Origin of the sequence: Desulfomicrobium orale DSM 12838 (assembly GCF_001553625.1) — a bacterium.
Classification (GTDB): Bacteria; Desulfobacterota; Desulfovibrionia; order Desulfovibrionales; family Desulfomicrobiaceae; genus Desulfomicrobium; species Desulfomicrobium orale.
Genome location: NZ_CP014230.1, coordinates 864,789 through 887,097, shown reverse-complemented (window position 1 = coordinate 887,097; position 22,309 = coordinate 864,789). Strand labels below are relative to the sequence as shown.

At 59.8% G+C, this 22,309-nt stretch carries 21 protein-coding genes; 12 read left to right on the top strand and 9 right to left on the bottom strand.

Translation table 11 applies throughout. The annotated features are described in order from the left end of the window. The first annotated feature begins 127 nt into the window (after positions 1 to 127). A complete protein-coding gene (gene argC / locus AXF15_RS03975; protein WP_066603614.1) occupies positions 128 to 1,174 on the top strand; it encodes an N-acetyl-gamma-glutamyl-phosphate reductase in 1,047 nt (348 codons plus the stop codon). Positions 1,175 to 1,222: 48 nt separating this feature from the next. Here the strand turns inward: argC and AXF15_RS03970 are convergent, their stop codons facing one another. Then, the gene (locus AXF15_RS03970) at positions 1,223 to 1,897 is read right to left on the bottom strand and encodes an IS1595-like element ISDeor2 family transposase (RefSeq protein ID WP_066602895.1); all 675 of its coding nucleotides are present in this window, start codon (positions 1,895 to 1,897) and stop codon (positions 1,223 to 1,225) included. Between the two features lie 45 nt (positions 1,898 to 1,942). Here AXF15_RS03970 and AXF15_RS03965 point away from each other — a divergent pair, with 45 nt between their 5' ends. The 8 genes from AXF15_RS03965 (at position 1,943) to AXF15_RS03930 (ending at position 9,432) form a co-directional block, all read left to right on the top strand. Continuing rightward, positions 1,943 to 3,166 carry an EAL and HDOD domain-containing protein gene (locus AXF15_RS03965; protein ID WP_066603612.1) on the top strand — a complete coding sequence of 408 codons (1,224 nt, stop codon included), beginning with the start codon at positions 1,943 to 1,945 and terminating at the stop codon, positions 3,164 to 3,166. 54 nt (positions 3,167 to 3,220) lie between these two features. Continuing rightward, the gene (locus AXF15_RS03960; RefSeq protein ID WP_066603610.1) at positions 3,221 to 4,000 is read left to right on the top strand and encodes a prepilin peptidase; all 780 of its coding nucleotides are present in this window, start codon (positions 3,221 to 3,223) and stop codon (positions 3,998 to 4,000) included. Positions 4,001 to 4,251: 251 nt separating this feature from the next. After that, positions 4,252 to 6,186, top strand: a complete 1,935-nt coding sequence (locus tag AXF15_RS03955) for an NADH-quinone oxidoreductase subunit 5 family protein (RefSeq protein ID WP_066603608.1) — start codon at positions 4,252 to 4,254, stop codon at positions 6,184 to 6,186. Between the two features lie 2 nt (positions 6,187 to 6,188). After that, positions 6,189 to 7,049: a respiratory chain complex I subunit 1 family protein gene (locus tag AXF15_RS03950; protein ID WP_066603607.1), complete on the top strand. Its 861-nt coding sequence runs from the start codon at positions 6,189 to 6,191 to the stop codon at positions 7,047 to 7,049. 20 nt (positions 7,050 to 7,069) lie between these two features. Next, positions 7,070 to 7,594, top strand: a complete 525-nt coding sequence (locus AXF15_RS03945; protein ID WP_066603606.1) for an NADH-quinone oxidoreductase subunit B family protein — start codon at positions 7,070 to 7,072, stop codon at positions 7,592 to 7,594. Between the two features lie 3 nt (positions 7,595 to 7,597). Further along, positions 7,598 to 7,978, top strand: a complete 381-nt coding sequence (locus tag AXF15_RS03940) for an NADH-quinone oxidoreductase subunit C (RefSeq protein ID WP_066603605.1) — start codon at positions 7,598 to 7,600, stop codon at positions 7,976 to 7,978. Continuing rightward, positions 7,978 to 9,054: a hydrogenase large subunit gene (locus AXF15_RS03935; RefSeq protein ID WP_151192278.1), complete on the top strand. Its 1,077-nt coding sequence runs from the start codon at positions 7,978 to 7,980 to the stop codon at positions 9,052 to 9,054. The genes AXF15_RS03940 and AXF15_RS03935 overlap by 1 nt, the downstream gene beginning before the upstream one ends. Positions 9,055 to 9,066: 12 nt before the next feature. After that, a complete protein-coding gene (locus tag AXF15_RS03930) occupies positions 9,067 to 9,432 on the top strand; it encodes a 4Fe-4S binding protein (protein WP_066603597.1) in 366 nt (121 codons plus the stop codon). Between the two features lie 69 nt (positions 9,433 to 9,501). Here the strand turns inward: AXF15_RS03930 and AXF15_RS03925 are convergent, their stop codons facing one another. From AXF15_RS03925 to AXF15_RS03905, 5 genes are all read right to left on the bottom strand, one after another. Continuing rightward, complete coding sequence (locus tag AXF15_RS03925; RefSeq protein ID WP_066603595.1) at positions 9,502 to 10,317, bottom strand: hypothetical protein; 816 nt, start codon at positions 10,315 to 10,317, stop codon at positions 9,502 to 9,504. Positions 10,318 to 10,325: 8 nt separating this feature from the next. Further along, complete coding sequence (locus AXF15_RS03920) at positions 10,326 to 10,784, bottom strand: chemotaxis protein CheX (protein WP_066603585.1); 459 nt, start codon at positions 10,782 to 10,784, stop codon at positions 10,326 to 10,328. 135 nt (positions 10,785 to 10,919) lie between these two features. Then, positions 10,920 to 11,894 (bottom strand): lipoate--protein ligase, encoded by a 975-nt coding sequence (locus tag AXF15_RS03915; protein WP_066603582.1) that lies wholly within the window; start codon positions 11,892 to 11,894, stop codon positions 10,920 to 10,922. 21 nt (positions 11,895 to 11,915) lie between these two features. Next, positions 11,916 to 13,460, bottom strand: coding sequence for an ArnT family glycosyltransferase (locus tag AXF15_RS03910; RefSeq protein WP_169793594.1), 1,545 nt, complete (start codon positions 13,458 to 13,460; stop codon positions 11,916 to 11,918). Further along, complete coding sequence (locus tag AXF15_RS03905) at positions 13,457 to 14,362, bottom strand: RluA family pseudouridine synthase (RefSeq protein WP_066603579.1); 906 nt, start codon at positions 14,360 to 14,362, stop codon at positions 13,457 to 13,459. Before AXF15_RS03905 ends, AXF15_RS03910 begins: the two co-directional genes overlap by 4 nt. A 77-nt stretch (positions 14,363 to 14,439) precedes the next feature. Here AXF15_RS03905 and AXF15_RS03900 point away from each other — a divergent pair, with 77 nt between their 5' ends. Together AXF15_RS03900 and AXF15_RS03895 are read left to right on the top strand one after the other, a co-directional pair. Beyond that, positions 14,440 to 15,687, top strand: a complete 1,248-nt coding sequence (locus AXF15_RS03900; RefSeq protein ID WP_066603576.1) for an NOL1/NOP2/SUN domain family protein — start codon at positions 14,440 to 14,442, stop codon at positions 15,685 to 15,687. 12 nt (positions 15,688 to 15,699) lie between these two features. Continuing rightward, a complete protein-coding gene (locus tag AXF15_RS03895) occupies positions 15,700 to 16,464 on the top strand; it encodes a class I fructose-bisphosphate aldolase (RefSeq protein ID WP_066603573.1) in 765 nt (254 codons plus the stop codon). Positions 16,465 to 16,505: 41 nt separating this feature from the next. Here AXF15_RS03895 and AXF15_RS03890 read toward each other — a convergent pair whose 3' ends face one another. Together AXF15_RS03890 and AXF15_RS03885 are read right to left on the bottom strand one after the other, a co-directional pair. Continuing rightward, positions 16,506 to 17,423: a motility protein A gene (locus AXF15_RS03890; protein WP_083517851.1), complete on the bottom strand. Its 918-nt coding sequence runs from the start codon at positions 17,421 to 17,423 to the stop codon at positions 16,506 to 16,508. A 59-nt stretch (positions 17,424 to 17,482) separates the two neighbouring features. After that, positions 17,483 to 18,334, bottom strand: a complete 852-nt coding sequence (locus AXF15_RS03885) for an OmpA/MotB family protein (RefSeq protein WP_169793593.1) — start codon at positions 18,332 to 18,334, stop codon at positions 17,483 to 17,485. 100 nt (positions 18,335 to 18,434) lie between these two features. On the opposite strand from AXF15_RS03885, the gene AXF15_RS03880 reads away from it, so the two are divergent. Then, positions 18,435 to 18,614, top strand: a complete 180-nt coding sequence (locus AXF15_RS03880) for a ferredoxin (protein WP_066603568.1) — start codon at positions 18,435 to 18,437, stop codon at positions 18,612 to 18,614. 110 nt (positions 18,615 to 18,724) lie between these two features. Here AXF15_RS03880 and carB read toward each other — a convergent pair whose 3' ends face one another. Continuing rightward, the gene (gene carB / locus AXF15_RS03875; RefSeq protein WP_066603563.1) at positions 18,725 to 21,970 is read right to left on the bottom strand and encodes a carbamoyl-phosphate synthase large subunit; all 3,246 of its coding nucleotides are present in this window, start codon (positions 21,968 to 21,970) and stop codon (positions 18,725 to 18,727) included. Positions 21,971 to 22,309 lie beyond the last annotated feature (339 nt).

The window sequence follows — 22,309 nt, the reverse complement described above, 5'->3', positions numbered from 1 at the left end:
CGGCATGGTTACCGTGAACGGGCCGAAAATCATTTTTCGGTGAAGCGATTTTCACGGGTTCCAGATGGCCGGATTCCGGGTGGAGGCGTGAAGCGCTTCCCCCGCAATGCAACAACGGGAGAAAGGAATGAAGCGTGTCGGGCTGGTGGGGGTGACGGGCTATACGGGCATGGAGCTTGTTCGTGTTCTGCTCGGCCATCCGGACATGCGGCTGACACGGGTCACGTCCCGCAAGGAGGCGGGGCGCATGCTGCGGGATATTTATCCGTTTCTGCACGGAATGGATGCGGGAGAGATACGCATCGCCGCGCCGGACAGCGGTTTTCTGGCGGAGCACTGTGATCTGGTTTTTTTGGCCGTTCCTCATGGCGCGGCCATGGAGATGGCCGCAGAGTTGCGGGAAAAAGGAGCGCGGGTGGTGGATCTGAGCGCGGACTTCCGCCTGCGCAACCGGGAAACATACGAAAGCTGGTACAAGCAGAAACATACCCGGCCGGAAATGCTGTCCGAAGCCGTGTACGGTTTGCCGGAGCTCTATGCCCGGGAGATCGCCGAAGCGGATTTGGTGGCCAATCCGGGCTGCTACCCCACCTCCGCCATTCTGGCCCTGTATCCGGCTCTGCGGGCGGGGCTTATTTCGGGAGACGATCTGGTCATCGATTCCAAGTCCGGTACTACGGGCGCGGGGCGGGGGGCCAGCGTGGGTACGCTTTTCTGCGAAGTGTCGGATACGTTTCGGGCCTATAATCTGGGCAGACACCGGCATACTCCCGAGATCGAGCAGGAATTGAGCCTGGCCGCGGGCAAGGACATTCGTCTGTCCTTCAACACGCATCTTTTGCCCATCAATCGGGGCATTCTGACCACGGCCTACGCCAGGCTCTCGGCCGGAGCCGGGCTGGAGCAAATCCGCTCCTGCTACGAAGAATTTTACGCCCACGCGGGATGGGTCCGGCTGCTGCCCGACGGAGTGCTCCCGGAAACACGCTGGGTGCGGGGCACGAACTTCTGCGATATCGGTCTGGTGGTGGATCCGCGTACGGACCGCCTGATCGTGGTTTCGGCCATTGACAATCTGTGCCGGGGCGCGTCCGGCCAGGCCGTGGCCAACGCCAATCTGATGCTCGGTCTTGAGGAACGTTCCGGCCTGCCTTTCGCCCCCCTTATCCCCTGATACATCATGAACCAGGAAACAGCTCCCCTTTACGAAAAAGGGTCATGCCTAGCTGAGTGGATTTTCTCTGAGCATTTTGAGCAGAAGTTTATAACTATCTTCGTTTCTATGGTTAAAGCGAAATTCACATTCTTTCAAATGAAAGTAAAAAGTGTGCTTGGGCAAACCCCTAAAACGAACAAGTCGTGTTTTGGCAAAAGCCCAGAAGCTCTCAATGCCGTTAATGTGTGAGTTTTTATTGGCAAATTCATTGTTGCCATGCTCAACCCGGAAGTGTTTTTGGTAGCCTAGGTCTACGAGACCATCATAGCCGCGCCAGCCATCAGAGTGAATAATGCTTTCAAGTTTCACGCGGCCCCGGATGATCCCTTGGAGGGTGATTTTTGAACAGTCCGGGACAATTTCGGTATAAACGCGACCTTCACGCTTGAATAAGCCGAACACAATGGTTTTGCCCTTGGCTCCTCGGCCTCTGACTCCTTTAACGCGGCGTGCGCCAAAATAGCTTTCATCAACCTCAACTTCGCCTTGAACAGGAGACTCCGCCTCGCAGAACCGGGCAATCCTCTCTCGGAAAGCAGCCAGATAACGGTTCGCGGTATTACGATTTACCCCGGCTATTTCAGCTATCTGCAGGGCATTCAAATCCACGGCAAACAGCTTCACTATTTGTCGGACTTTGGCCTCTGAAATTCTTGAACGCTTCGCATACTTGTTTTTCATTGTCGTGACTAGCCTTATAGTCGAATGGAGACTCATGGACTAGGCATGACCCACGAAAAAATATTTGTGGCCCGCCAGCCGATATTCACCTCGGATAAGAAAATCTGGGGTTATGAACTGCTGTTCCGGCATGGTGAAAAAGCGCAGGCGGCCATGGTGACGGATGGGGATCAGGCGACGGCCCAGGTCATCGCGGATGGTTATGCCATCGCCAGCGCGGGCTTGCGCGCCGAGGCCAAGGCGCTGATCAATTTTCCGCGCAACCTGCTGGTGAATCTCGCTCCCTATGTGTTGCCGGCGGACAGGTGTGTGGTGGAGATTCTGGAGAATGTGCAGCCGGAAAAGGACGTTCTGGCCGCGTGTAAGGAGCTGAAAAGCCAAGGTTATATTCTGGCTCTGGACGACTTCGTCGGCCAGCCCGGATTTGAGCCCCTGCTTGAGATAGCTGATCTCGTCAAAGTGGATATCCTGCACAAACGCCCGGCTGAAGTGGCCGGTATTGCACGGAATCTGGCCAGATACGGGGTCGTTCTGCTGGCGGAGAAGGTGGAAAACCAGGACATGTTCAAGGTCTGTCAGCGCCTCGGGTTCACATATTTTCAGGGATTCTTCTTCAGCAAACCGGAAATCGTCCCCGGGCGCAAGCTTGCCTCGGGAGAAACGACCAAGATCAAGTTGCTGAAGGAACTGGCTTCGCCCGATACCAACATCGACAGGCTCGAACAGATCATCCAGACGGATCTTTCCATCTCCTATCGGCTGCTGCGCTACATCAATTCGGCCAAATTCGGCCTGCGTACTCCCGTGGAATCCATCCGGCGGGCCGTATCCATGCTGGGATTGCAGAATCTTCGCCAGTGGCTGCAGGTCATTGTTCTTTCAGACATCAGCACCACGGACAGGGCCCACGAACTGGTCCGGCTGTCAGCGCAGCGCGGGCGCTTTCTGCAGCTTCTGGCCGAGGAGTACTCCGCGCCGTTTGAGCCCGACAGCATGTTTCTGCTGGGTTTCTTCTCCCTGCTCGACGCCATTCTCGATCAGCAGATGGGGCAGGTGCTGGAAGAGATTTCTCTGGACCCCATGCTCAGGTCCGTCCTTGCCAAGGCTGGGAATGCGGATTCCGAGTGGATCATATTGCTGGAGAAACTGGACCGCGGGGACTGGTCCGGACTGGAGGCCGGAGCGAGCCATCTGGGACTGCCCTTCGACCTCGTGGACAAAGCCGTGATGGCGTCTTCCACTTGGACGCATGAGATCATGTCCGGATGACCTGTCCGTCCAGGCGGGACAGGAAAGAATAATCTGTGAACAAAGGTCGCCCTCATGATTGATATTCTCGCCGAGCCGTATTTTTTTCCCGTGTCCGCCCTGATTCTGGGGCTTTGCCTGGGCAGTTTCTACAATGTCTGCGTGCACCGTTACCTGAGCGGACAGTCTGTGCTCTGGCCGGCGTCTCATTGCCCGGCCTGCGGGCATGTTCTCTCCTGGTGGGAAAATATCCCCCTTCTCTCCTATGTTCTGCTGCGGGGCCGGTGCCGGTCGTGCAGGCAGCATATCTCGTGGCGTTATCCTTTACTGGAACTCCTCTCCGGCGTTCTGGCCATGTTTTTCGCGCTGACATATGGTCTGACCCTGCAGTGGGTCGTGTACATGGTGTTTCTGGGAATTTTTCTGGTGGCCAGCTTCATCGATCTGCACTCGTTTACTCTGCCGGATATCCTGACTTATCCGGCGGCCCTGCTGGCCCTGTCCACACCGCTTTTTTTTCCGGTGGACTGGCTTGAAACCGTGTTTGGAGCTCTTGCTGGCGCGGGCAGCTTTCTGCTGCTGCAGCAGGCATATCTGCGTCTGAGGAAGCTGGAGGCCCTGGGCATGGGGGATGTCAAGCTCATGCTCAGCCTGGGCGCTCTGGTGGGCGTTTCCGGATTGCCCGTCATGGTGCTTCTCTCCTCTCTCTCGGCGCTTCTTGCTTTTCTGCCCGCGTTGTTCCAGTCCGGAAAGGGGCTGCACATGAAGATTCCTTTTGGCCCATTTCTATGTCTGGGAGCGATTCTGACGCTTCTTTTTGGAGAAAGCATGTTGTTTTCGATTTTCTGGACGTAATACCACATTATATACATTGATTGAACAAACAGTATTTCTTTAACTTTCATGTACGTTTGATTCTACTGTTTTATCTTTCATTTCCTGGTATTGACGCCGCTCCTTTCTTAAGCTAGCCAAATCTTTCTGTTTGGTATTGTAGATCGTGCATCCCTTGCCCGGTATAGACAAGCATATCAGCCAGCCGTTCCAGTTGATTTCTGATAAATGTGTGCCGATAACTGGAGTTAACGCAAGGAGGTTCCCTGTCTATGCTCATCCTGCAGATGCTGGCGATCAGCATCATTCTGCCGTTTGTCACGGCGGGATTATGTCTGATCAATATTCCCACTCTGAGAACCATGCTGGTTGTGGGAACCGGCGTGACAATCTCCTTGGCGTCACTTTTTCTGGTGCGGGGCGAGGCCTTTTCCCTGACTCCTGAGAGTTTTCTCGGGATCGATCCGGATGCACTGCTCGCTTTTCTCGATTTCGCCCTGCTGTTCGTGATTCTGGGCATCAGTTACCAGCTCAGGAATAAACTGGTGGCGGGACTGACCCTGCTACAGCTCGTTCCTCTGGCCTTTCTTGAGTTCTTTATGAAGCCCACGGAAAACATGGGCGCGGCCCTGTACGGAGATCAGTTCTCCATGATCATGTGTCTGATCATTTCCGTCATCGGCTCCCTGATCTGCGTTTACGGCCTGTCCTACATGAAGGAGCACGAGCACCACCTGAAGCTGGAAACTTCGCGGCAAGGCAGGTTTTTCTTTTTCGTGGTCCTCTTTCTGGGGGCCATGAACGGTCTTGTTTTCTCCAACAATCTGCTATGGCTCTATTTTTTCTGGGAAGTCACCACATTTTGCTCCTTCATGCTCATAAAGCATGACGGTACGGACATCGCGGTCAAGAATGCCACCAGAGCCCTGTGGATGAACATGCTGGGCGGTGTGGCCTTTGTTTTCGCCATGCTTTTTTTCCGCTCTCAGGGCCTCCCCCTGTCCCTGCAGGAAATCATCGCGGCCGGTTCCACGGCCAAGCTGGCGCTGTTGCCCATCGGTTTCCTGTGCTTCGCCGGTTTCACCAAGGCCGCCCAGGTACCCTTTCAGAGCTGGCTGTGCGGAGCCATGGTGGCGCCCACGCCGACATCGGCCCTGTTGCACTCGAGCACCATGGTCAAGGCCGGGGTGTACTTGGTCATCCGCTTGGCGCCGGCCTTTGCGGGCACCCTTTTCAGCAACTATGTGGCATTGTTCGGAGCCTTCACCTTCCTGATGGCCGCTGTGCTGGCCCTTTCCCAGAGCAACGGCAAAAAGATTCTGGCCTATTCCACCATCAGCAACCTGGGCATGATCATCGCCTGTGCGGGCATCAACACGCCGGCGGCCATGGCCGCCGCCATTCTGCTCATCGTCTTTCACGCCATTTCCAAGGCACTCATGTTCTTATGCGTGGGCACCATCGAGCAGAAAATCGGCAGCCGTAATATCGAGGACATGCGCGGGTTGATCGGTGTCATGCCGGTGACGACGCTGCTGGCCGTTGTGGGCATCGTAACCATGTTCCTGCCTCCCTTCGGGGCCCTGCTTTCCAAGTGGATGGCCGTGGAGGCTTCGGCGCGTCTGCCTCTGGTGGTGCTCATGCTGGCCATCGGCTCGGCGCTGACCATGGTTTTCTGGGGGCGTTGGCTCGGTCTGCTCATGACCTCCGTTATTTCGGAAAAGAGCATGCTTCAGGAGGAGCAGTCCGGCCTGGTGCGCATCCCCCTGGTCAGTCTGGCGGTCATGGCCGTGGTGGTCAGCTTTGTGGCCCCGGGGCTCTATACATCCATGGTGCTGCCGCTTCTTGAGCGCTTTTACGCTACGGATCTCTATGTTGCGGCACGCGGAGTCATCTCCAACAATATCGGTATGTTCGCCCTGTATCCAATCTTCGTGATCCTCGCTTTGGGCGTCACTTATGCTGTGCGGGCCTCGTCGGCCAAACGCCTTTTCCGGCGCGGGGCCTATTCCACACCCTATGTCTGCGGACTCCAGGATGCGGATCAGCCCGCCCGGCTGGGCTTCAAGGGCCCCTTGGGCGTGTGGTCGGACTTCAAGACCGAAAATTACTACATGGAGAACCTCATCGGCGAGGAGAAAATTTCCGGCTGGGTCAATCTCGTGGCCCTCGGCATACTGACCGTTCTACTGGCGGGAGTGTTCTGAAGATGGAAACGAAAACCATATGCTACGTCATTGCCGCGGTTCTTCTCAGCCCCATTGCCGGCGGCCTGCTGGCCGGCATTGATCGTCGTCTGACGGCGTGGTTCCAGGGCCGGTATGGGCCGCCCATCCTTCAGCCCTTCTACGATGTGATCAAGCTCATGGGCAAGGAACCGGCCGTTGTGAACTACTGGCAGATTTTCTGCGTGCATGTGTACCTTCTGGCTTCGGTCCTGTGCATCGCGCTTTTCGCCATGCAGGGTGACCTGCTCATGATCTTTTTTGTCATGACCATCGGCGCCGTGTTCATGGCCGTGGGAGCCCTGGCCGTCCCTTCCCCGTATTCCCAGTTGGGGGCCCAGCGCGAACTGATCCAGATGCTGACCTATGAGCCCCTGCTGGTCATCGTGTTTGTGGGCATCTACTTCGTCACGGGCAGCTTCAAGATCGCGGACATCCTGGCCTACGGCCGGCCCATTTTCCTGATGCTGCCGCTTCTTTATCTGGTGTTGACATTCGCTTTGACCATCAAGCTGCGCAAGTCGCCCTTCGATATCTCGACCAGTCATCACGCCCATCAGGAGGTCGTCCGCGGCGTGCTGACCGAATACTCCGGCCCGTACCTGGCCATACTGGAAATAGCGCACTGGTACGACATCGTGCTCGTCCTGGCCATCTGCAGCCTGTTCTGGAGCACCAGCTGGACCGGAATTATCGTACTCATGGTGGCGACGTACATGGCTGAAATCGTTGTGGACAACATCACGCCCAGAATGACCTGGAAGTGGATGCTGACCTATGTGTGGGCGGTAGGCATCAGTCTGTCGTTTTTTAACATGGCGCTGCTGTTCGCCAAACCCCTCTAGCGGGCGAGTGGAGTGTGTGTATGGGCTTTTTCAAGAACTTTCTGCATAAAGCCAGAGTCAAATCTCCATGGCTCGTCCATTTCGACTGCGGGAGCTGTAACGGCTGCGACATTGAAATTCTGGCCTGTCTGACCCCGGTGTACGATGTGGAGCGGTTCGGCATCCTGAATATCGGCAATCCCAAACACGCGGATATTCTGGTGGTTTCGGGCGCGGTCAATTACCGCAACGCCAAGGCCCTGAAAAATATCTATGATCAGATGCCGGAGCCGCGGGCCGTGGTGGCTGTCGGGGCGTGCGGAACGGCGGGAGGTATTTTTCGCGACTCTTTCAACGTGGTGGGCGGCGTGGACAAGGTTCTTCCCGTGGATGTGTATGTTCCGGGGTGTCCGCCCAAGCCGGAAGCCATCATTGACGGCATTGTCCTGGCCCTGGACCGGCTCAAGGAGTGCCGTCCCGGCAGGAACGATGTTCCGTTGATGGAGAGATTGCGTCAAGCCCGGGAGTTTTACGCCAACAGAAAAGCGCGCCAGGTAACGGAGTAGGAAATGGCTCTTGAAGCGAAGAATCTGACGACTGCGGAATTGCTGGATGAGGCGCGGGCCATGAAGCGGCGGGGCTACCGTTTTGTCACGCTGTCTTGTGTCGATCTTGGAGGGGCTTTGGACCTCATCTACCACTTCGACAAGGAACTGCAGCTGCTTCATGTGCGCCTGACCGTTGCCAAGGGTGAGAGCGTGCCCAGCATTTCCGGAGTTTATTTCGCGGCCCTTCTGATTGAAAACGAAACCCAGGACCATTTCGGCGTCACGTTCGACGGACTGGTACTCGATTTCGGCGGCCGTCTCTACCTTGAGGAAGAAGTGGAGAAATATCCGTTCTGCAAGGTCAGCATGGAGAAAAAGGAATCCGCCAGGGAGGAAGCGTAATCATGGCGACCATCGTCCCCTTCGGACCTCAGCATCCGGTCCTGCCCGAACCATTGCATCTGCGGCTGGTGCTGCAGGACGAGATCGTCACGGAAGCGCTGCCGACCCTTGGCTATGTGCATCGCGGCCTGGAGACGCTGGTGACCCTCAAGGACGTGGACCAGATGGTCCAGGTGGTGGAGCGCGTCTGCGGCATCTGCAGCTGTATTCACGCGCACAACTACTGCATGTGCATTGAAGATCTGCTGGGCGTGGAAGTGCCGCCCCGGGCTGATTTTCTGCGGATCATCTGGTCGGAGCTGCACCGCATGCATTCCCATCTACTCTGGCTTGGGCTGCTGGCCGACGCTTTCGGCATGGAGAGCCTGTTCATGCATTGCTGGCGCATTCGCGAGCGGGTGCTGGACGTGATGGAGGCCACCGCCGGCAACCGGGTGATCATGTCCGTGAACCGCGTGGGCGGCACGCGTCGGGACATGAGCGACGACCAGCTGCGCTGGGTATTGCAGGTGGCCGATGAACTGGAACAGGAGCTGGACAGAATCAAGCCGGTGCTGACCAACGATTATACGGTCAAGAAGCGCACCGTGGGCAAGGGTGTGCTGACCCGGGACCAGGCTTACGAGCTGGGGGCCGCCGGGCCGCAGCTGCGGGGCTCCGGCGTGGCTCAGGACATCCGTATGACCGGGTACGGCGGCTACAAGTATGTGGATTTCGAACCCGTGGTGGAAACGGATGGTGACAGCTACGCGCGCACGCTGGTGCGTTTCCGTGAAATCTACCAGGCCATCGACATCATCCGCCAGCTGGTTTCAAAAATTCCCCGGGGAGATATCTGGGCCAAGCCCAAGGGCAGGCCCGAAGGTGAAATCGTCCGCCGCACGGAGCAGCCGCGTGGGGAACTCATGTACTATGTGAAGGCCAGCGGCGGAAAATTTCTGGACCGGGTACGCATCCGCACCCCCACATTCGCCAATGTGCCGCCGCTTCTGGCCATGCTGCCCGGGTGCGAGATGGCCGACGTGCCGGTCATCGTCCTGTCCATCGATCCGTGCATCAGCTGCACCGAGCGCTAAGGAGAAGGCCCCATGCTTGATATGACTGCGACCATTGTGAGGAATTTTCTGGCCAGACCCCATACCCGGCTCTACCCTGCAGAGGTCCGGGAAATCTTCGAGAACGTCCGGGGAAACCTGGAAATCGAGATCGAAGAATGCATCATGTGCGGCATGTGTCAGAGAAAATGCCCCTCGGAATGCATCACCGTGGACAAGGCGGGCAAGACATGGACGGTGGACCCGTATGCCTGTGTTTACTGTGCCATTTGCGTGGACAACTGCCCGGTGGGCTGCCTGCACATGGACAGACATTACCGCAAACCGGTCCAGATGAAGGAAATGAACCGGCAGCTCCAGCTGAAAGGGCCGGAGAAGAAAAAGAAGAGCAAGGAATGACATTTTTCCGGCTCGGCGTGTCGTCGGCCGGAAATGGACCATGCACGGGCCGCCTTAGGGCGGCCTTTTTCATGGGAGATAGGCTTTGGCGATGAGATAAAGGTCGTCGAAGGGTGTTCCGGCCTTGATTCCCGCCATCATGTACATGGAAAGGTCCAGCTTGGTTTCCGTGGCGGCGAGGAATTCCTTTTTGACCAGATTCAGGCGGAATTTGACGAAATCGTAGTCAAACCCGTCGCAGATGAGGGCCAGGCCGTCCTTGAAGTAGCGGGATGCGATGTATTCCCGGAAATCGAGCAGGAATTTCGGGCCGTTGCGGCGGGCCAGCATGCAGTAAAAAATGAGGTTGATGATCAGGGCCTCGATGCTCAGCTTGTGATCGATATTCAGGAATTTGGCCTTGTTCAGCTCGGCGTTTTCCAGGTTTCTGAGCATGACCTGGGCCACCTCGAAAACCTGTTTCTCGAAAATGGGCGCGATGTGGAATTTGGACAGAAAGCGGATCATGACTTTCTGTGGGTTTTCCTTGGATACGATGCCGAGCAGGGCGATGGCCATGAGCACGTATTTCCGGTGCAGTTCGGCCAGGATGTTGTTTTTGCGGATGGCGGCCAGGGTTTCGCAGCGTTCCGGAGAAAAGGAGGAAGAGGCCAGTTCGAGCAGGAAGCGGATCTGCGGTTCGCGGGTATGGCGGGCTTCCTCCTGCAGGAAGGAATTGCCTTTTCTCTTGGTATCCAGGGTTTTTTTTATGGACAGCCAGAATGCGGCCACACCTTCGAGGGGCATTTCCAGAATGTCGAATTCGGCCGGAGCGGTCTGCAGCGGATTTCTGGCCCCAAGCAGCAGCTGGGCCACCTGATCGTTGATGTTGCCCGTTTCGCTCATCCGGCTTTTCAGGCGAAACAGAATTCGAGGGTGAAGGTCCCGGCTTCGCAGGAAAAGGGAATGGCCATGACCGGGGCTGAAACCATATGGGTGATGGTATGCCCGTCCCCCATGATGACCGACGGCGTGGAGCCCTGAAGCTTCAGGCCCATGTCCACAAGACCCACTCTGGCCTGCCCCGAGATCATGTTGGTGATTTCACCTACCGCGTCCTGAACATCCTGCACAATGTCTTCGATGGCGTCGCCGAGCATCTGCCTGGTGAGGTGGATGGCAGTCTTGCGGTCGAAGGAAATGGAAAACGAGCCGCTTTTATCCCCCGTGATGCCGATCACGGCGGACACGTCTCCCGCGCCCTTTCTGTCTTTTTTGAGGTATGGCGTATCCGCCGTGATGTTCAGGGCGGCCATGGCGGAAAGAACGTCCTGCGTCGCTTTGATGAACGGTTTGGCCAGTGCGGGATCCATGCGGTTCTCCTTGAGCGGACTGATTTCCTGAAATGAATCAGTCAATTCGGGCGAGGATAAAGAAAGTTGGAGGGGCGGGCAACTCCTCCGGGAAGGATTTCATGCCGGGACGGCTGCTTCGGAAAAAGGCGCGTGTCAGAAGAAGCAATGCAGCACGTCCCGCGGTTCCACGCCGCTTATGTAGTCTCCGATGTGCACACGTCCGAGGCGGTCTTCAATGGCCTTTCGTTCATGCGCGCATCCGGCCAGCTGCCGTTCGAGTTCCTCCACGGGCCGCACGCCGAAAAAATCGCCGAAGATTCTGGCCTCGGCGATGATTCCCCGCGAGACGTCCAGATGCACCTCCACCACGCCGCCCGCGGTGCGCGTGACGCGGGTGAAGGCGTAGGCCGGGGATGCGCCGAAATTCCATTCCCAGGTGCGGTATTTGGCATCCGCCAGGGCGGAGATGTCCGCCTCCTCGCCGGAAGAGATATCCTGCCGGAAGCCGGGAATGCCCGCTGCGACATGCCGCATGACGTGGGCGATGAAATCCTCCACAGAGAGAGGCTCTTTCAGGTGACTGGAGATGTTCGTGACCCGTTTCCGGACGCTTTTTACGGCCTTGTCCGCATACTTGGCCTGATTGACCTTGAGCACGCCGGACAGGTCGGCCATTTCCGCCGAGAAGAGGAGCGTGCCGTGGTGCAGAACCCGGTCCTTCTCGATGGTCTGGGCATTGCCCGAAAATTTCCGCCCGTCGATGACCAGATCGTTCCGCCCCTCGAACCGGCAGTCTATACCAAGAGCACGCAGGGCTTCCAGAATGGGCAGGGTGAAGCGGTGGAAATCCAGGCTGCTGCGCTGTCCGAGCTGGATGAAAGTGAAGTTGACATTGCCCAGATCGTGGAAGACGGCTCCGCCTCCGGTCAGGCGGCGGATGACCCTGATACCGCGCTGGCGGGCGAAGTCCTCGTCGATTTCGGCGGATGTGTTCTGATTGCGTCCCACGATGACGGCCGGGGCATTGCGCCAGAGCATGAAAATATCGGTCTCTGTATGGCGCAGGAGCCATTCCTCGGCGGCCAGATTAAAGGCCGGATCCGTGCTGGTATTATGGATGAAGCGCATGTGTCTGCCTAAGCCGCCTGTCTAAAAAGTTTTTCCTTCCTGCCTGGCCCATTGGCCGGTGTACCCCCGGCAGGGGAAAAGGAGAAAAGTCTGCCCCTGGCGAGGCCCTTGGGTTGTGGTCAGCATGACGGGTTCTCCGACGCTGGCGAACATGCTTCGCACCGAGTCCGGTACAGTGGGTTTTCTGCCTTTGATCACGAGAACCGCATTGGTTTGTTCCGCGCCCGGGCCGGACCAGAAGTCGTACTGGTTCATTTTGCGGCTTCCGGCCGCGCAGAAGGCCCGTTTCTGTCCCGGCACGTAAAAGGAAAGTTCGGCCGTGACGCCGTACTCGTCGCTCAGGGCGAAAGCCGGTCCGCCCAGCTCCTCCTGCATTTTCGCCACGGCGGAGCCCAGCTCTTCCCAGCCCAGCAGGCGATGTACGGGGTTTTTGGGGCCGTCCCACGGAATGTATCCCGGCAGATGCAGGCCGAGAAAGACCAGCACGCCCAGAGCGGGCCACACGAAGACGCGCCTGCGTCCGGCGTTTCTGGCCATGAACCGCTCCACGGCCAGTCCGGCCAAGATCATTCCCGCAGGATAGGCCGCGGCGGACCAGTTGGCCTCGATTTTGGTGTGCAGGCTCCACAGAAGAAAAAAGAGCCACACGGGCCAGAAGAAAACCGTGAGGATGATGGCCGTGCTTCGGGAAAGGCCACACTCCCCGGTGGCGCCGGAGAAAATTTTCCGGCCCGTCAGCCACGCCCCAAGCAGAAGAAATGCCAGCCACCACGGAGTGATGACGCCCAGCTGGCCGCCCAGATATTCAAAGAAATTTTCCGGATCGAACAGGACGCGGGCTTTTTCTCCGGCCATGCCGCCCCGGTAGAGGACATGCTTGATGCCCGCCCAGCCGTTGCCCGCGTTCCAGACGGCGATGGGCAGAAAACCCGCGAGCCCGCCGGCGCCCAGGGCTTTTCCGAGCCGGGGTCGGAAGCCGTCCGGTAATTCCTGCTTTCTTCCGATCCACCATCCGGCCCCCAGCGCCAGGGGAATGAAAAGGAGCATGGTGTATTTGGCCGTGATCCCCACGGCCAGGAAAACAGCCAGCAGAACGAAGGCCGCCCGCCAGCCCTTGTCCACGGCCAGATGAAAGCAGACCATGGCGGCGATCCAGCAGGTCAGCAAAGGATTGTCCGTGGTCATGAGCACGCTTCCGGCCGCGAAGAGAGGGGTGGTGTTGAGGGCGAAAAGCGTCCAGAAAGCCGTGCGGATACGGCCCATGTACAGACCGACCCAGCCCAGCACGGCCAGCTGCATGACAGCCGATCCGAACACGGCCCCGGCCCGCACGCCGGTCTCCGTGGGGCCGAAAAGAGCCGTGCCCGCCATGTTGATGAAGGCGATGAGCGGACCTTTGGAGTAGTAGGACCACTGCGGCGTCCGGCTCCAGTCCCAGTACTGCGCCTCGTCCGGAGAAAGCCCCAGCTGACCCGAACCTATGAACCAGCATCTGACCAGGGTGGTTGCGGCCACAAGGAGCAGGGCCGCGCACCAGTAAACGCTCCGCATGCGATGTTCCGTCATATGTCCTCTCGTCCGGGAAAATTTTCCGCCAGCAGACTGAAGATTTCTTCCTCGCAGCCTCGTTCCGGCGCGAAGGGGCCGGGCCATTCGGGCAGCGCCGAAAAGGAGTGCCCTGGCCAGCGCAGCGCCGCCGCATGCAGCAGAAGCCCCTGGCCGCGTCCGTATTTGGCGTCGCCTACGATGGGGTGTCCGCTGTCCGCCAAGTGCACCCGGATCTGATGGGTCCGTCCCGTTCCCAGCACCACCACGAGCAATGTCCTGCCGTCCTTTTTCCGCAGCGGATGGACGTGGGAAACAGCCCGCCTGCCATGGCCGCTGCACATCCGCTCGCCGCGCGGCGTGCCGGTCTTGCCCAGCTCCGAAATCACGGTATGCCAGGAGCCGTGCGGCCAAAGCCCTTCCACCCAGCAGACGTACGCCTTGGTCACCGTATGCCAGACGGAGTGCATGGACCGCAGAAACCTGTGGGTTTTGGCGCACAGCAGCAGGCCGGAGGTATCCCGGTCCAGCCGGTGCACGGGGATGGGGCGGGGCTGCCAGGCATCCAGCCGGCCGTGCACGGAGTCCGTCCAGCCCGTTCCGGGATGCACGGGAAGCCCCGCGGGCTTGTCGATCACCAGCATGTCGCCGTCCTCATGGACAATGGAAAGGCTGCCCCGTGGCAGGGCTTCTTCTTTCCGCTCCACCTCCACCGGCGGGATGCGCACCTTCTGCCCGGCCTGAACGCGGTCAAAGGGCTTGCAGCGGCGGCCGTCCAGGCGAATCTGGCCGCTTCGCACCAAGCGCATGTACAGGCCCGAAGGCAGGCGCCCCAGGCGGGCTTCCAGAAAGGAGAGCAGCTTGCGCCCGTCCTCCTCGGGGCCGACCTCCACCACCCGCACCTGGGTTCTGATCCGTTCCATGCCGCCTCCGCCATTTTTGACAGGACTTTTCTTGATGGCTAGTGCGGGGCTTGTCAAATATCCCTCCAGAATGCCTCATGAAAAACACTCATCGTTCTTTCCGGCTGGTCTGCGCGCCGAAGCAGGTTGCGGATGTGGAGGCTCTGCTCCAGGCCGAGGGCTTTTCCTTCCATGGGGAGGAGTTTTTCGACGGCGCGCGGGTGCTGACCGGAGAACCCATACCCCTGGGCCGCAGTCTGGCCGCGCGCTTCGGCTACATCTACATTCAGGACAAGTCTTCCATGCTGCCGCCTCTGGCGCTGGCTCCGGCGCGGGATGCCGTGGTGCTGGATCTGTGTGCCAGTCCGGGCAGCAAGACCGGCCTTCTGTCCCAACTGGTGGGTCCCGGCGGCATGGTGCTGGCCAATGAGCCGAGCCCGGACCGTCTGGCTACGCTGCGCGCGAACATGCGGCATCTGGGATGCTTCAATGTGGCCACCTGCCGTTACGAGGGCCAGCGGCTTCCTCTGCGTGAGGGCGCATGGCCGTGGATTCTGCTGGATGCGCCGTGCAGCGGATGGGGCACGGTGGAAAAGAATCCGGCGGCGGCGCGCATGTGGAGCGGAAAGAAAACCGTTCCATTGGAGGTTCTGCAGCGGGAGCTGCTGCGCAAGGCGGCCGCGCTTTTGGCTCCCGGCGGTCGGCTTTTGTATTCCACCTGCACCACGAACCGGCGCGAAAACGAGGACCAGGTCCGCTTCGCCGTGGACCATCTGGGCCTTGCGGTGACGGAATTGCCGCCTTTTGCCGGGTTTTCCTTTGCCCCGAGCCTGCCGGGCTGCCTGCTGGTGGACGGGGCGGGCAGTGCGGCCCAGGGTTTTTTTCTGGCCTGCCTGACCAGGCCCGGAGAAGATGCCGTGGAAGAGGAAAATTCTTTCCCGCCATTGCCCGGCGCCATCGTTTCTTCGGCGCAGTTCCGGGCCCGCACGGGCCTTGACAGCGGCCCGCCGTCTCCGCACGAATTTCTTTGCACCGGAGGCCGGGCCTATCTGATCCTGGAGAAAGCCCGCCGCCTTTTTCCGGAAACACTTCGCTGGCAGGGTTTCGGAGTGGGCAAGGCGGCGGGAGCTTCCCTGAGCGTGGACCCGGCACTGCGGCTGTTCGTTCCCCCGGAGCCGGACGGCGGCGCTCTGGTGCTGGACGAGGTGCCCCCCATCCACGCCCTGCTCTCCGGCCAGAGCATGCCTTCAGGCGGAACGGGCGGACGCCGGGCGATGTATTACAGAAGTCTTCCGCTGGGATTTCTGACAGTCAAGGGAAACCGCTGTCTGTGGTCGGACAGATAAAGGAGAAAGACCATGATCGGACATTTGCGCAAGGCCGCCCGCCTTTTTCACCCCGAATCCAGACGGACGGTCATTCTGCCGCTGGATCACGGCCTTTCGGAGGGCAGCATCGCCGGATTGGAAGATCCCGGCGAGGTGCTGCGGGCCGCGCGCGCCCTGCCCATCCAGGCGGTGGTGCTGCACAAGGGCATGACCATGGCGCACGGCGGGGAAGTGCGGCTGGATCAGTCGCTGGTGGTGCATCTCTCGGCGGGTACCCGCCACGGCCTGCCGCCGTACAGCAAGGCTCTGGTCTGCTCCGTGCCCGAGGCGCTGCGGCTGGGCGCGGACATGGTGTCCATGCACATCAATATCGGCAACGACCTCGAAGACCGCATGCTTGCGGATCTGGGAGCGTGCGTGGAGGACGCGCATCAGCTGGGTCTGCCGCTGCTGGCCATGATTTACGCCCGCGGCGGACAGATCGTGAACGAGACGGATCCGGTCCTGGTGGCGCACAGCATCCGCATCGGCGCGGAGCTGGGGGCCGATGTGATCAAGGTGCCCTACTGCGGCAATCCTCAGAGTTTCAGCCGGGCCGTGTCGGCCTGCCCGGCTCCGGTGGTGGTCAGCGGAGGGCCGCGGAACGGGGATTTCCGTGTTTTTGTCCGCGCCCTGCGGGAGGCTCTGGACGCGGGCGCGGCGGGCGTATGCGTGGGGCGCAACGCGTTTCAGCAGGAGAATCCGGCCAAGGCCATGCAGGAGATATGCGCCCTGGTGCACGGCGGGACGGCATAAACGTCCCGGACGGCGACAGAGCCCGGCCTTTCGTGTTTTCGTTACCCGGCCTTTCGTGTTTCCGGTTGTTTTTCCTTCATGAGCTCTGAAACGGGCACGGCCTCCTGTTCCTCGCGGGGGGCCGCGGCGGATTTTTGACCGGCCCCGGCGGGTTCCTGCCCATGCAGGCCGAAACGTTCCTTGATCCGGGCCAGGGAAACCAGCTGGCCTTCCCGCGCCGAGGGCGTGAGAAAAGACTTGAGCTTCACTTCCAGCACGCGCGGATTCAGCTCGCTCTGGATGGCGCGGATGCCTTCGATGATGATTTTCTGCAGCAGGAGTTCATGGTCCGTGACCTCGCGCACGCGGGCGGCCATGGGCAGCAGGATGAAGTTGGCCAGAATCACTCCGTACAGGGTGGAGGTCAGGGCGATGGGGATGGTGGAAACCACTACGGACGTGTCGTTCACTCCGGACAGCATGCCGATCAGGCCGATGACGCTTCCGGCCAGGCCGATGGCCGGACAGATGTCGGCCATGATCCGCAGCACGCGTTCGGATTCGTCCCGGCGCTGTTTGAAGAAGAACATCTCCGTGTGCAGAATGTCGGCGGTCTGCTCCTGGGAGTAGTTGTCCACCACGAACCCCAGGGCACGGCGCAGGAACATGATGGATGTCTCCCGTTCGTCCTCGGCCAGGGTGTGCAGGCCCCGGATGCGGCTCTTGACCGAAAGATCCACCAGAATTTCCACGATTTCCGCCGGCTCCTTCATCTTCGCGCGGTACGAGTTGCGCAGCACCTTCCACACGTACGACAGCCGCTGCATGCGGAAGCTGGCGATGGCCGCGCCGAAACTGCCGCCGAGGACCACCAGCAGCCCCGCCGCGTTGAAATATCTGCTCATATCTCCGCTGCCGGCAAAGCCCGCCGCGAAAATCAGGGCGCACAGCAACAGCCCGATCCGTGATTTCCAGTCCATTTTTCCTCCACGCCCGCAAGCGGGGCGCGCCGTTCAATTGAAAAGGCGCTCCGGTCGGATCATCTGGAGCCGGCAGGTTCCTTTTCCGCCACCCAGCTTCTGAATCCGCTTCCGCTCTGGGCGATTTCCGATACCGGTTCGGTGGGATTGTCCATGCTCAGAACCAGATCCACCCGTCTGTTCCGGGCGCTGGCCGCCATGTCTTTCCGGAGAGGGCGCTGGTCGCCGTAACCGGCCAGGCTGACACGGTCGGAAGACACGCCGTCCCGGATCAGGAATTTCGCCACTTCCCCGGACCGGGCCGTGGAAAGAGTCCACGGTCCGGAGCCGTCCGGCAGGGATTCCCCGGCCGAAGCGTGTCCGGACACGGCCAGTGAATGCGGAGCTCCGCGCAGGATCCGGGCGAGGGGAACCAGAGCGTTTTTTCCCTCCGGCCGCAGGGTCGCCGAGCCGGAGATGAAGAAGGCGTCTCCCGCAAGCGTCACCCGCAGGCTCTTGCCCGGGGTCAGCCGCGCGATCACGCTGTCGCCGAGACCCTCTCGCTGGATCACGTCGCGTATCTGGTCATGGACGCGGGCCAGGATGGAGCCCGCGTCGTCGGGTCTGGGTCTGACCACCACGGGCATGGGCTCGGACGGAGAGGGTACTGCCCGGCTGACCGGTATCTGGAAGGCATACAGGGCCGCGAACATGATGAACATGGTCATCATCAGGTCGGACCACCAGATGGCCCAGTTGGCGGATCTGGGCTTCATTTCCCTGTTGAAGACGTCAAGGTATTGACTGGCCAGGGGACTCCCAAGCGTCAGCTCCATGCCGGAGAGACGCCGCGCGGAAGGGTTCTCCGCCTGCGGGGATGGGTGCAGCCGCGCGTGGGCGTCGCGAATGGTATCGGGTGTGGGCTCGTGCATGAAATCCTCCGCCGGGGGCAAAGCCAGAACCATGCCAGATTGCGGACCCTTGCCCGGACTGGGCGGTATGTATACATGGAGAGAAACCAAAGGAGGCGATATGTCCATAGTCATCGATCACGAGGAATGTATTGGCTGTGAAACTTGTGTTGAGCTCTGTCCCGAGGTCTTCTCCATGATCCCGGAGGAGGAGAAGGCCATGGTCACGGCTCCGGACTCCACGGCAGAGTGTGTGCAAGACGCTATTGATGCCTGCCCCGTAACGGCCATCAGCAGGTAGAAATTGCCGTCGGAACCAGTTATAATGGATGGCTCAAAAAAGCCCCCTCGCCAGTCTGTCTGACGAGGGGGCGATTTTTTCTGTCTCCGGAAGGCACGGGAGATGCCGGGCTAAAACTCCTTTGACCCCGCGTAGTATTCCTGCAGGCATTTCACACCCAGGCCGGCGGCCTGGCATTCCTTGACCGCCAGGGCCAGGGCCTTGGCCGCCGCGAGATTGGTGGTGTACGGCAGGCTGTAGAGGATGGTTGCCCGGCGCAGTTCGGAGGAGTCTTCCTTGGTCCGTTTGCCCGAGGATGTATTGATGACCAGCTGGATGTCGCCGTTTTTGATATGGTCGGCGACATTGGGCCGGCCTTCGTAAACCTTGTTCACCACCTGGCAGTCCACGCCGCGCTGTGCCAGAAAGGCGGCCGTGCCCCTGGTGGACATGATGGTGAAGCCCAGCTTCTGGAAGGTTCTGGCCGGGACGACGATGCCTTCCTTGTCGTGATCGTTGACGGAAATGAAGACGCATCCGGCGTTCGGTATGAACTGTCCGGCGGCGATCTGGGATTTCATGAAGGCCAGCCCCAGAGACGGATCGATGCCCATGACTTCGCCCGTGGAACGCATTTCCGGCCCCAGCAGGGTATCCACGCCGGGGAAGCGGTTGAAGGGCAGTACGGCCTCTTTTACGGCGTAATAGCCGCCCTTGCGCATGGCCCAGGGGTTCAGCTCCTTGAGCTTTTCCCCCAGCATGACCCGTGTGGCCAGCTTGGCCAGGGGCACTCCAGTGGCTTTGGATACGAAGGGCGAGGTCCGCGAGGCCCGCGGGTTCACCTCCAGAATGTACACCTGCTCGTCCTTGAGGGCGAACTGGATGTTCATGAGCCCCACCACGCCCAGTTCGCGGGCCAGGGCCACAGTCTGGCGCTCGATCTCCTGGAGCCACATCTTGCCCACGGTGTGGGGCGGCAGCACGCAGGCCGAATCGCCGGAGTGGATGCCCGCCTCCTCGATGTGCTCCATGATGCCCGCCACATATGTGTCTTCGCCGTCGCTCAGGGCGTCCACGTCGATCTCGATAGCGTTTTCCAGAAACTTGTCGATGAGGATGGGATGCTCCGGAGCCACGGTGACATGTCTGTCGAAATAATCGCGCAGGGATTTTTCGTCGTACACGATATCCATGGCCCGGCCGCCCAGCACGTAGGAAGGACGCACCACCACCGGATAGCCGATACGTCCGGCCACGGTCACGGCTTCGTCCACGCTCATGGCTGTGCCGTTGTCGGGCTGGAGCAGGTCGAGCTTTTGCAGAAGGGCCTGAAAGCGTTCGCGGTCTTCGGCCCGGTCGATAGAGTCGGGGGAGGTACCCAGAATGGGAACACCTTCGCGCATCAGGGCCACGGCCAGATTCAGCGGAGTCTGGCCGCCGAACTGCACGATGACGCCCTCGGGTTTCTCCTGCTCAATGATGGCCAGCACGTCCTCGCGGGTCAGGGGCTCGAAATAGAGGCGGTCCGAGGTGTCGTAGTCCGTGGACACGGTTTCGGGGTTGGAGTTGACCATGATGGACTCGATCCCCATTTCGCGCAGAGCGTAGGAGGCGTGCACGCAGCAGTAGTCGAACTCGATGCCCTGGCCGATGCGGTTGGGCCCGCCGCCCAGAATGACCACCTTGCGCCGGTCCGAGGTGCGGGCTTCGTTTTCGGTCTCGTAGGCGGAATAATAGTAGGGCGTGTAGGCCTCGAATTCCGCCGCGCAGGTGTCCACCAGCTTGTAGGCGGGGATGATGCCCGCTTCCTTGCGCATGGAGCGGATGTCGATCTCCTTGCGCTTCCAGATGGAGGCCAGCTGGCGGTCGGAAAAGCCCATGACCTTGGCCTTGCGCAGCACATCCACGAATTCCGGATTGCTTACGGAGAGGTTACCCCGCAGTCCCGTGTTCTTGAGCACCGTCTCGAAATCCACGATATCCCTGATCTGGCGCAGAAACCACGGATCGATGGCCGAGGCGGCGTGGATAGCCTCCACGGTGAGCCCGGCCAGCAGCGCCTGGCGGATCTGAAACAGACGGCGGGAATTGGGTTTGCGCAGTCCGGCCAGGATGTCTTCGGCCTCCGGGGTCTGGCCGTCGAAATTGCGGCCCAGGCCGGGATAGCCGATCTCCAGGGAGCGCAGGCCCTTCTGCAGGGCTTCCTTGAAGGTCCGGCCGATGGCCATGGTCTCGCCCACGCTTTTCATGGCCGTGGTCAGATAATCGTCGGAGCCGGGAAATTTTTCGAAAGTGAAGCGGGGAATCTTGACCACCACATAATCGATGACGGGTTCAAAGGCGGCCATGGTTTCGCGGGTGATGTCGTTTCGCAGCTCGTCCAGAGTGTAGCCCACGGCCAGCTTGGCCGCGATCTTGGCGATGGGAAAGCCCGTGGCTTTGGAGGCCAGGGCCGAGGAGCGCGACACGCGCGGGTTCATCTCGATGACCATCATCTCGCCGTTGGCCGGATTTATGGCGAACTGCATGTTGGAGCCGCCCGTGTCCACGCCGATTTCCCGCATGATGGCCAGAGAGGCCTCGCTCATTTTCCGGTATTCGGCATCGGTCAGGGTCTGCGATGGGGCCACGGTGATGGAGTCGCCCGTGTGCACGCCCATGGGATCGAAGTTTTCGATGGAACAGATGATGACACAGTTGTCCTTCTTGTCCCGGACCACTTCCATCTCGAATTCCTTCCAGCCCAGAAGGGATTCTTCCAGCATGACTTCGCTGGTCAGGCTGGCGGCCAGACCCTGCTGGGCAATGCGCTCCAGATCCTCCTTGTTGTAGGCCACGCCGCCGCCCGTGCCGCCCAGAGTGAAGGCCGGGCGTATGATGATGGGAAATTTCAGTTTCTCGCCCCATTCCCGGACATCATCCATGGTCTGGGCAATGCCGCTTCTGGGCACCTTGAGCCCGATCTTTTCCATGGCCTTGCGGAAGAGCTGGCGGCTTTCGGCTTTTTTGATGGCGGGCAGGGACGCGCCGATAAGCTCGACTCTGTACTTTTCCAGCACGCCGTTTTCGGCCACGGCCACGGCCGTGTTCAGGCCGGTCTGGCCGCCCAGGGTGGGCAGCAGGGCGCAAGGCCGCTCTTTTTCGATGATCCGGGCTACGGTCTCGGGCTCGATGGGCTCGATGTAGGTGCGGTCGGCCAGATCGGGGTCGGTCATGATGGTGGCCGGGTTGGAATTGACCAGAATCACTTCGTAGCCCTCTTCCTTCAGGGCCTTCAGGGCCTGGGTGCCAGAATAGTCGAATTCGCAGCCCTGTCCGATGACGATGGGCCCGGAGCCGATGAGCATGATTTTCTTGAGATCCGTTCTTTTGGGCATGGGCGTTCGGGGGTTGGGGTTGGAGGGCGGGGGCGGAGCCCTGGCGCATGTGCCGCACGTTGTCCGCCGATGAAATTGAAAGATTTTAAACGCAGCCTTTCTCAAGGTCAAATACACTGCGGATTATGGAATACCCTGTCGGCGGTTTCCCGGCCTTTCCGGAACGGGAGCTCTTCTGGCGGAGAGCCGCGCTCCTGCCCGGCAGAATTTATTTCTCCCGGCAGCGGAAAAATATTTGTCGCAACGAATAATTTTCTTTAGAGTGTCTTGGGGCCAATTCAGAAAATGAAGAATTTCAGAGAGGATGAGGGGAATTTTTACCAGAAAAACTGGTGGATT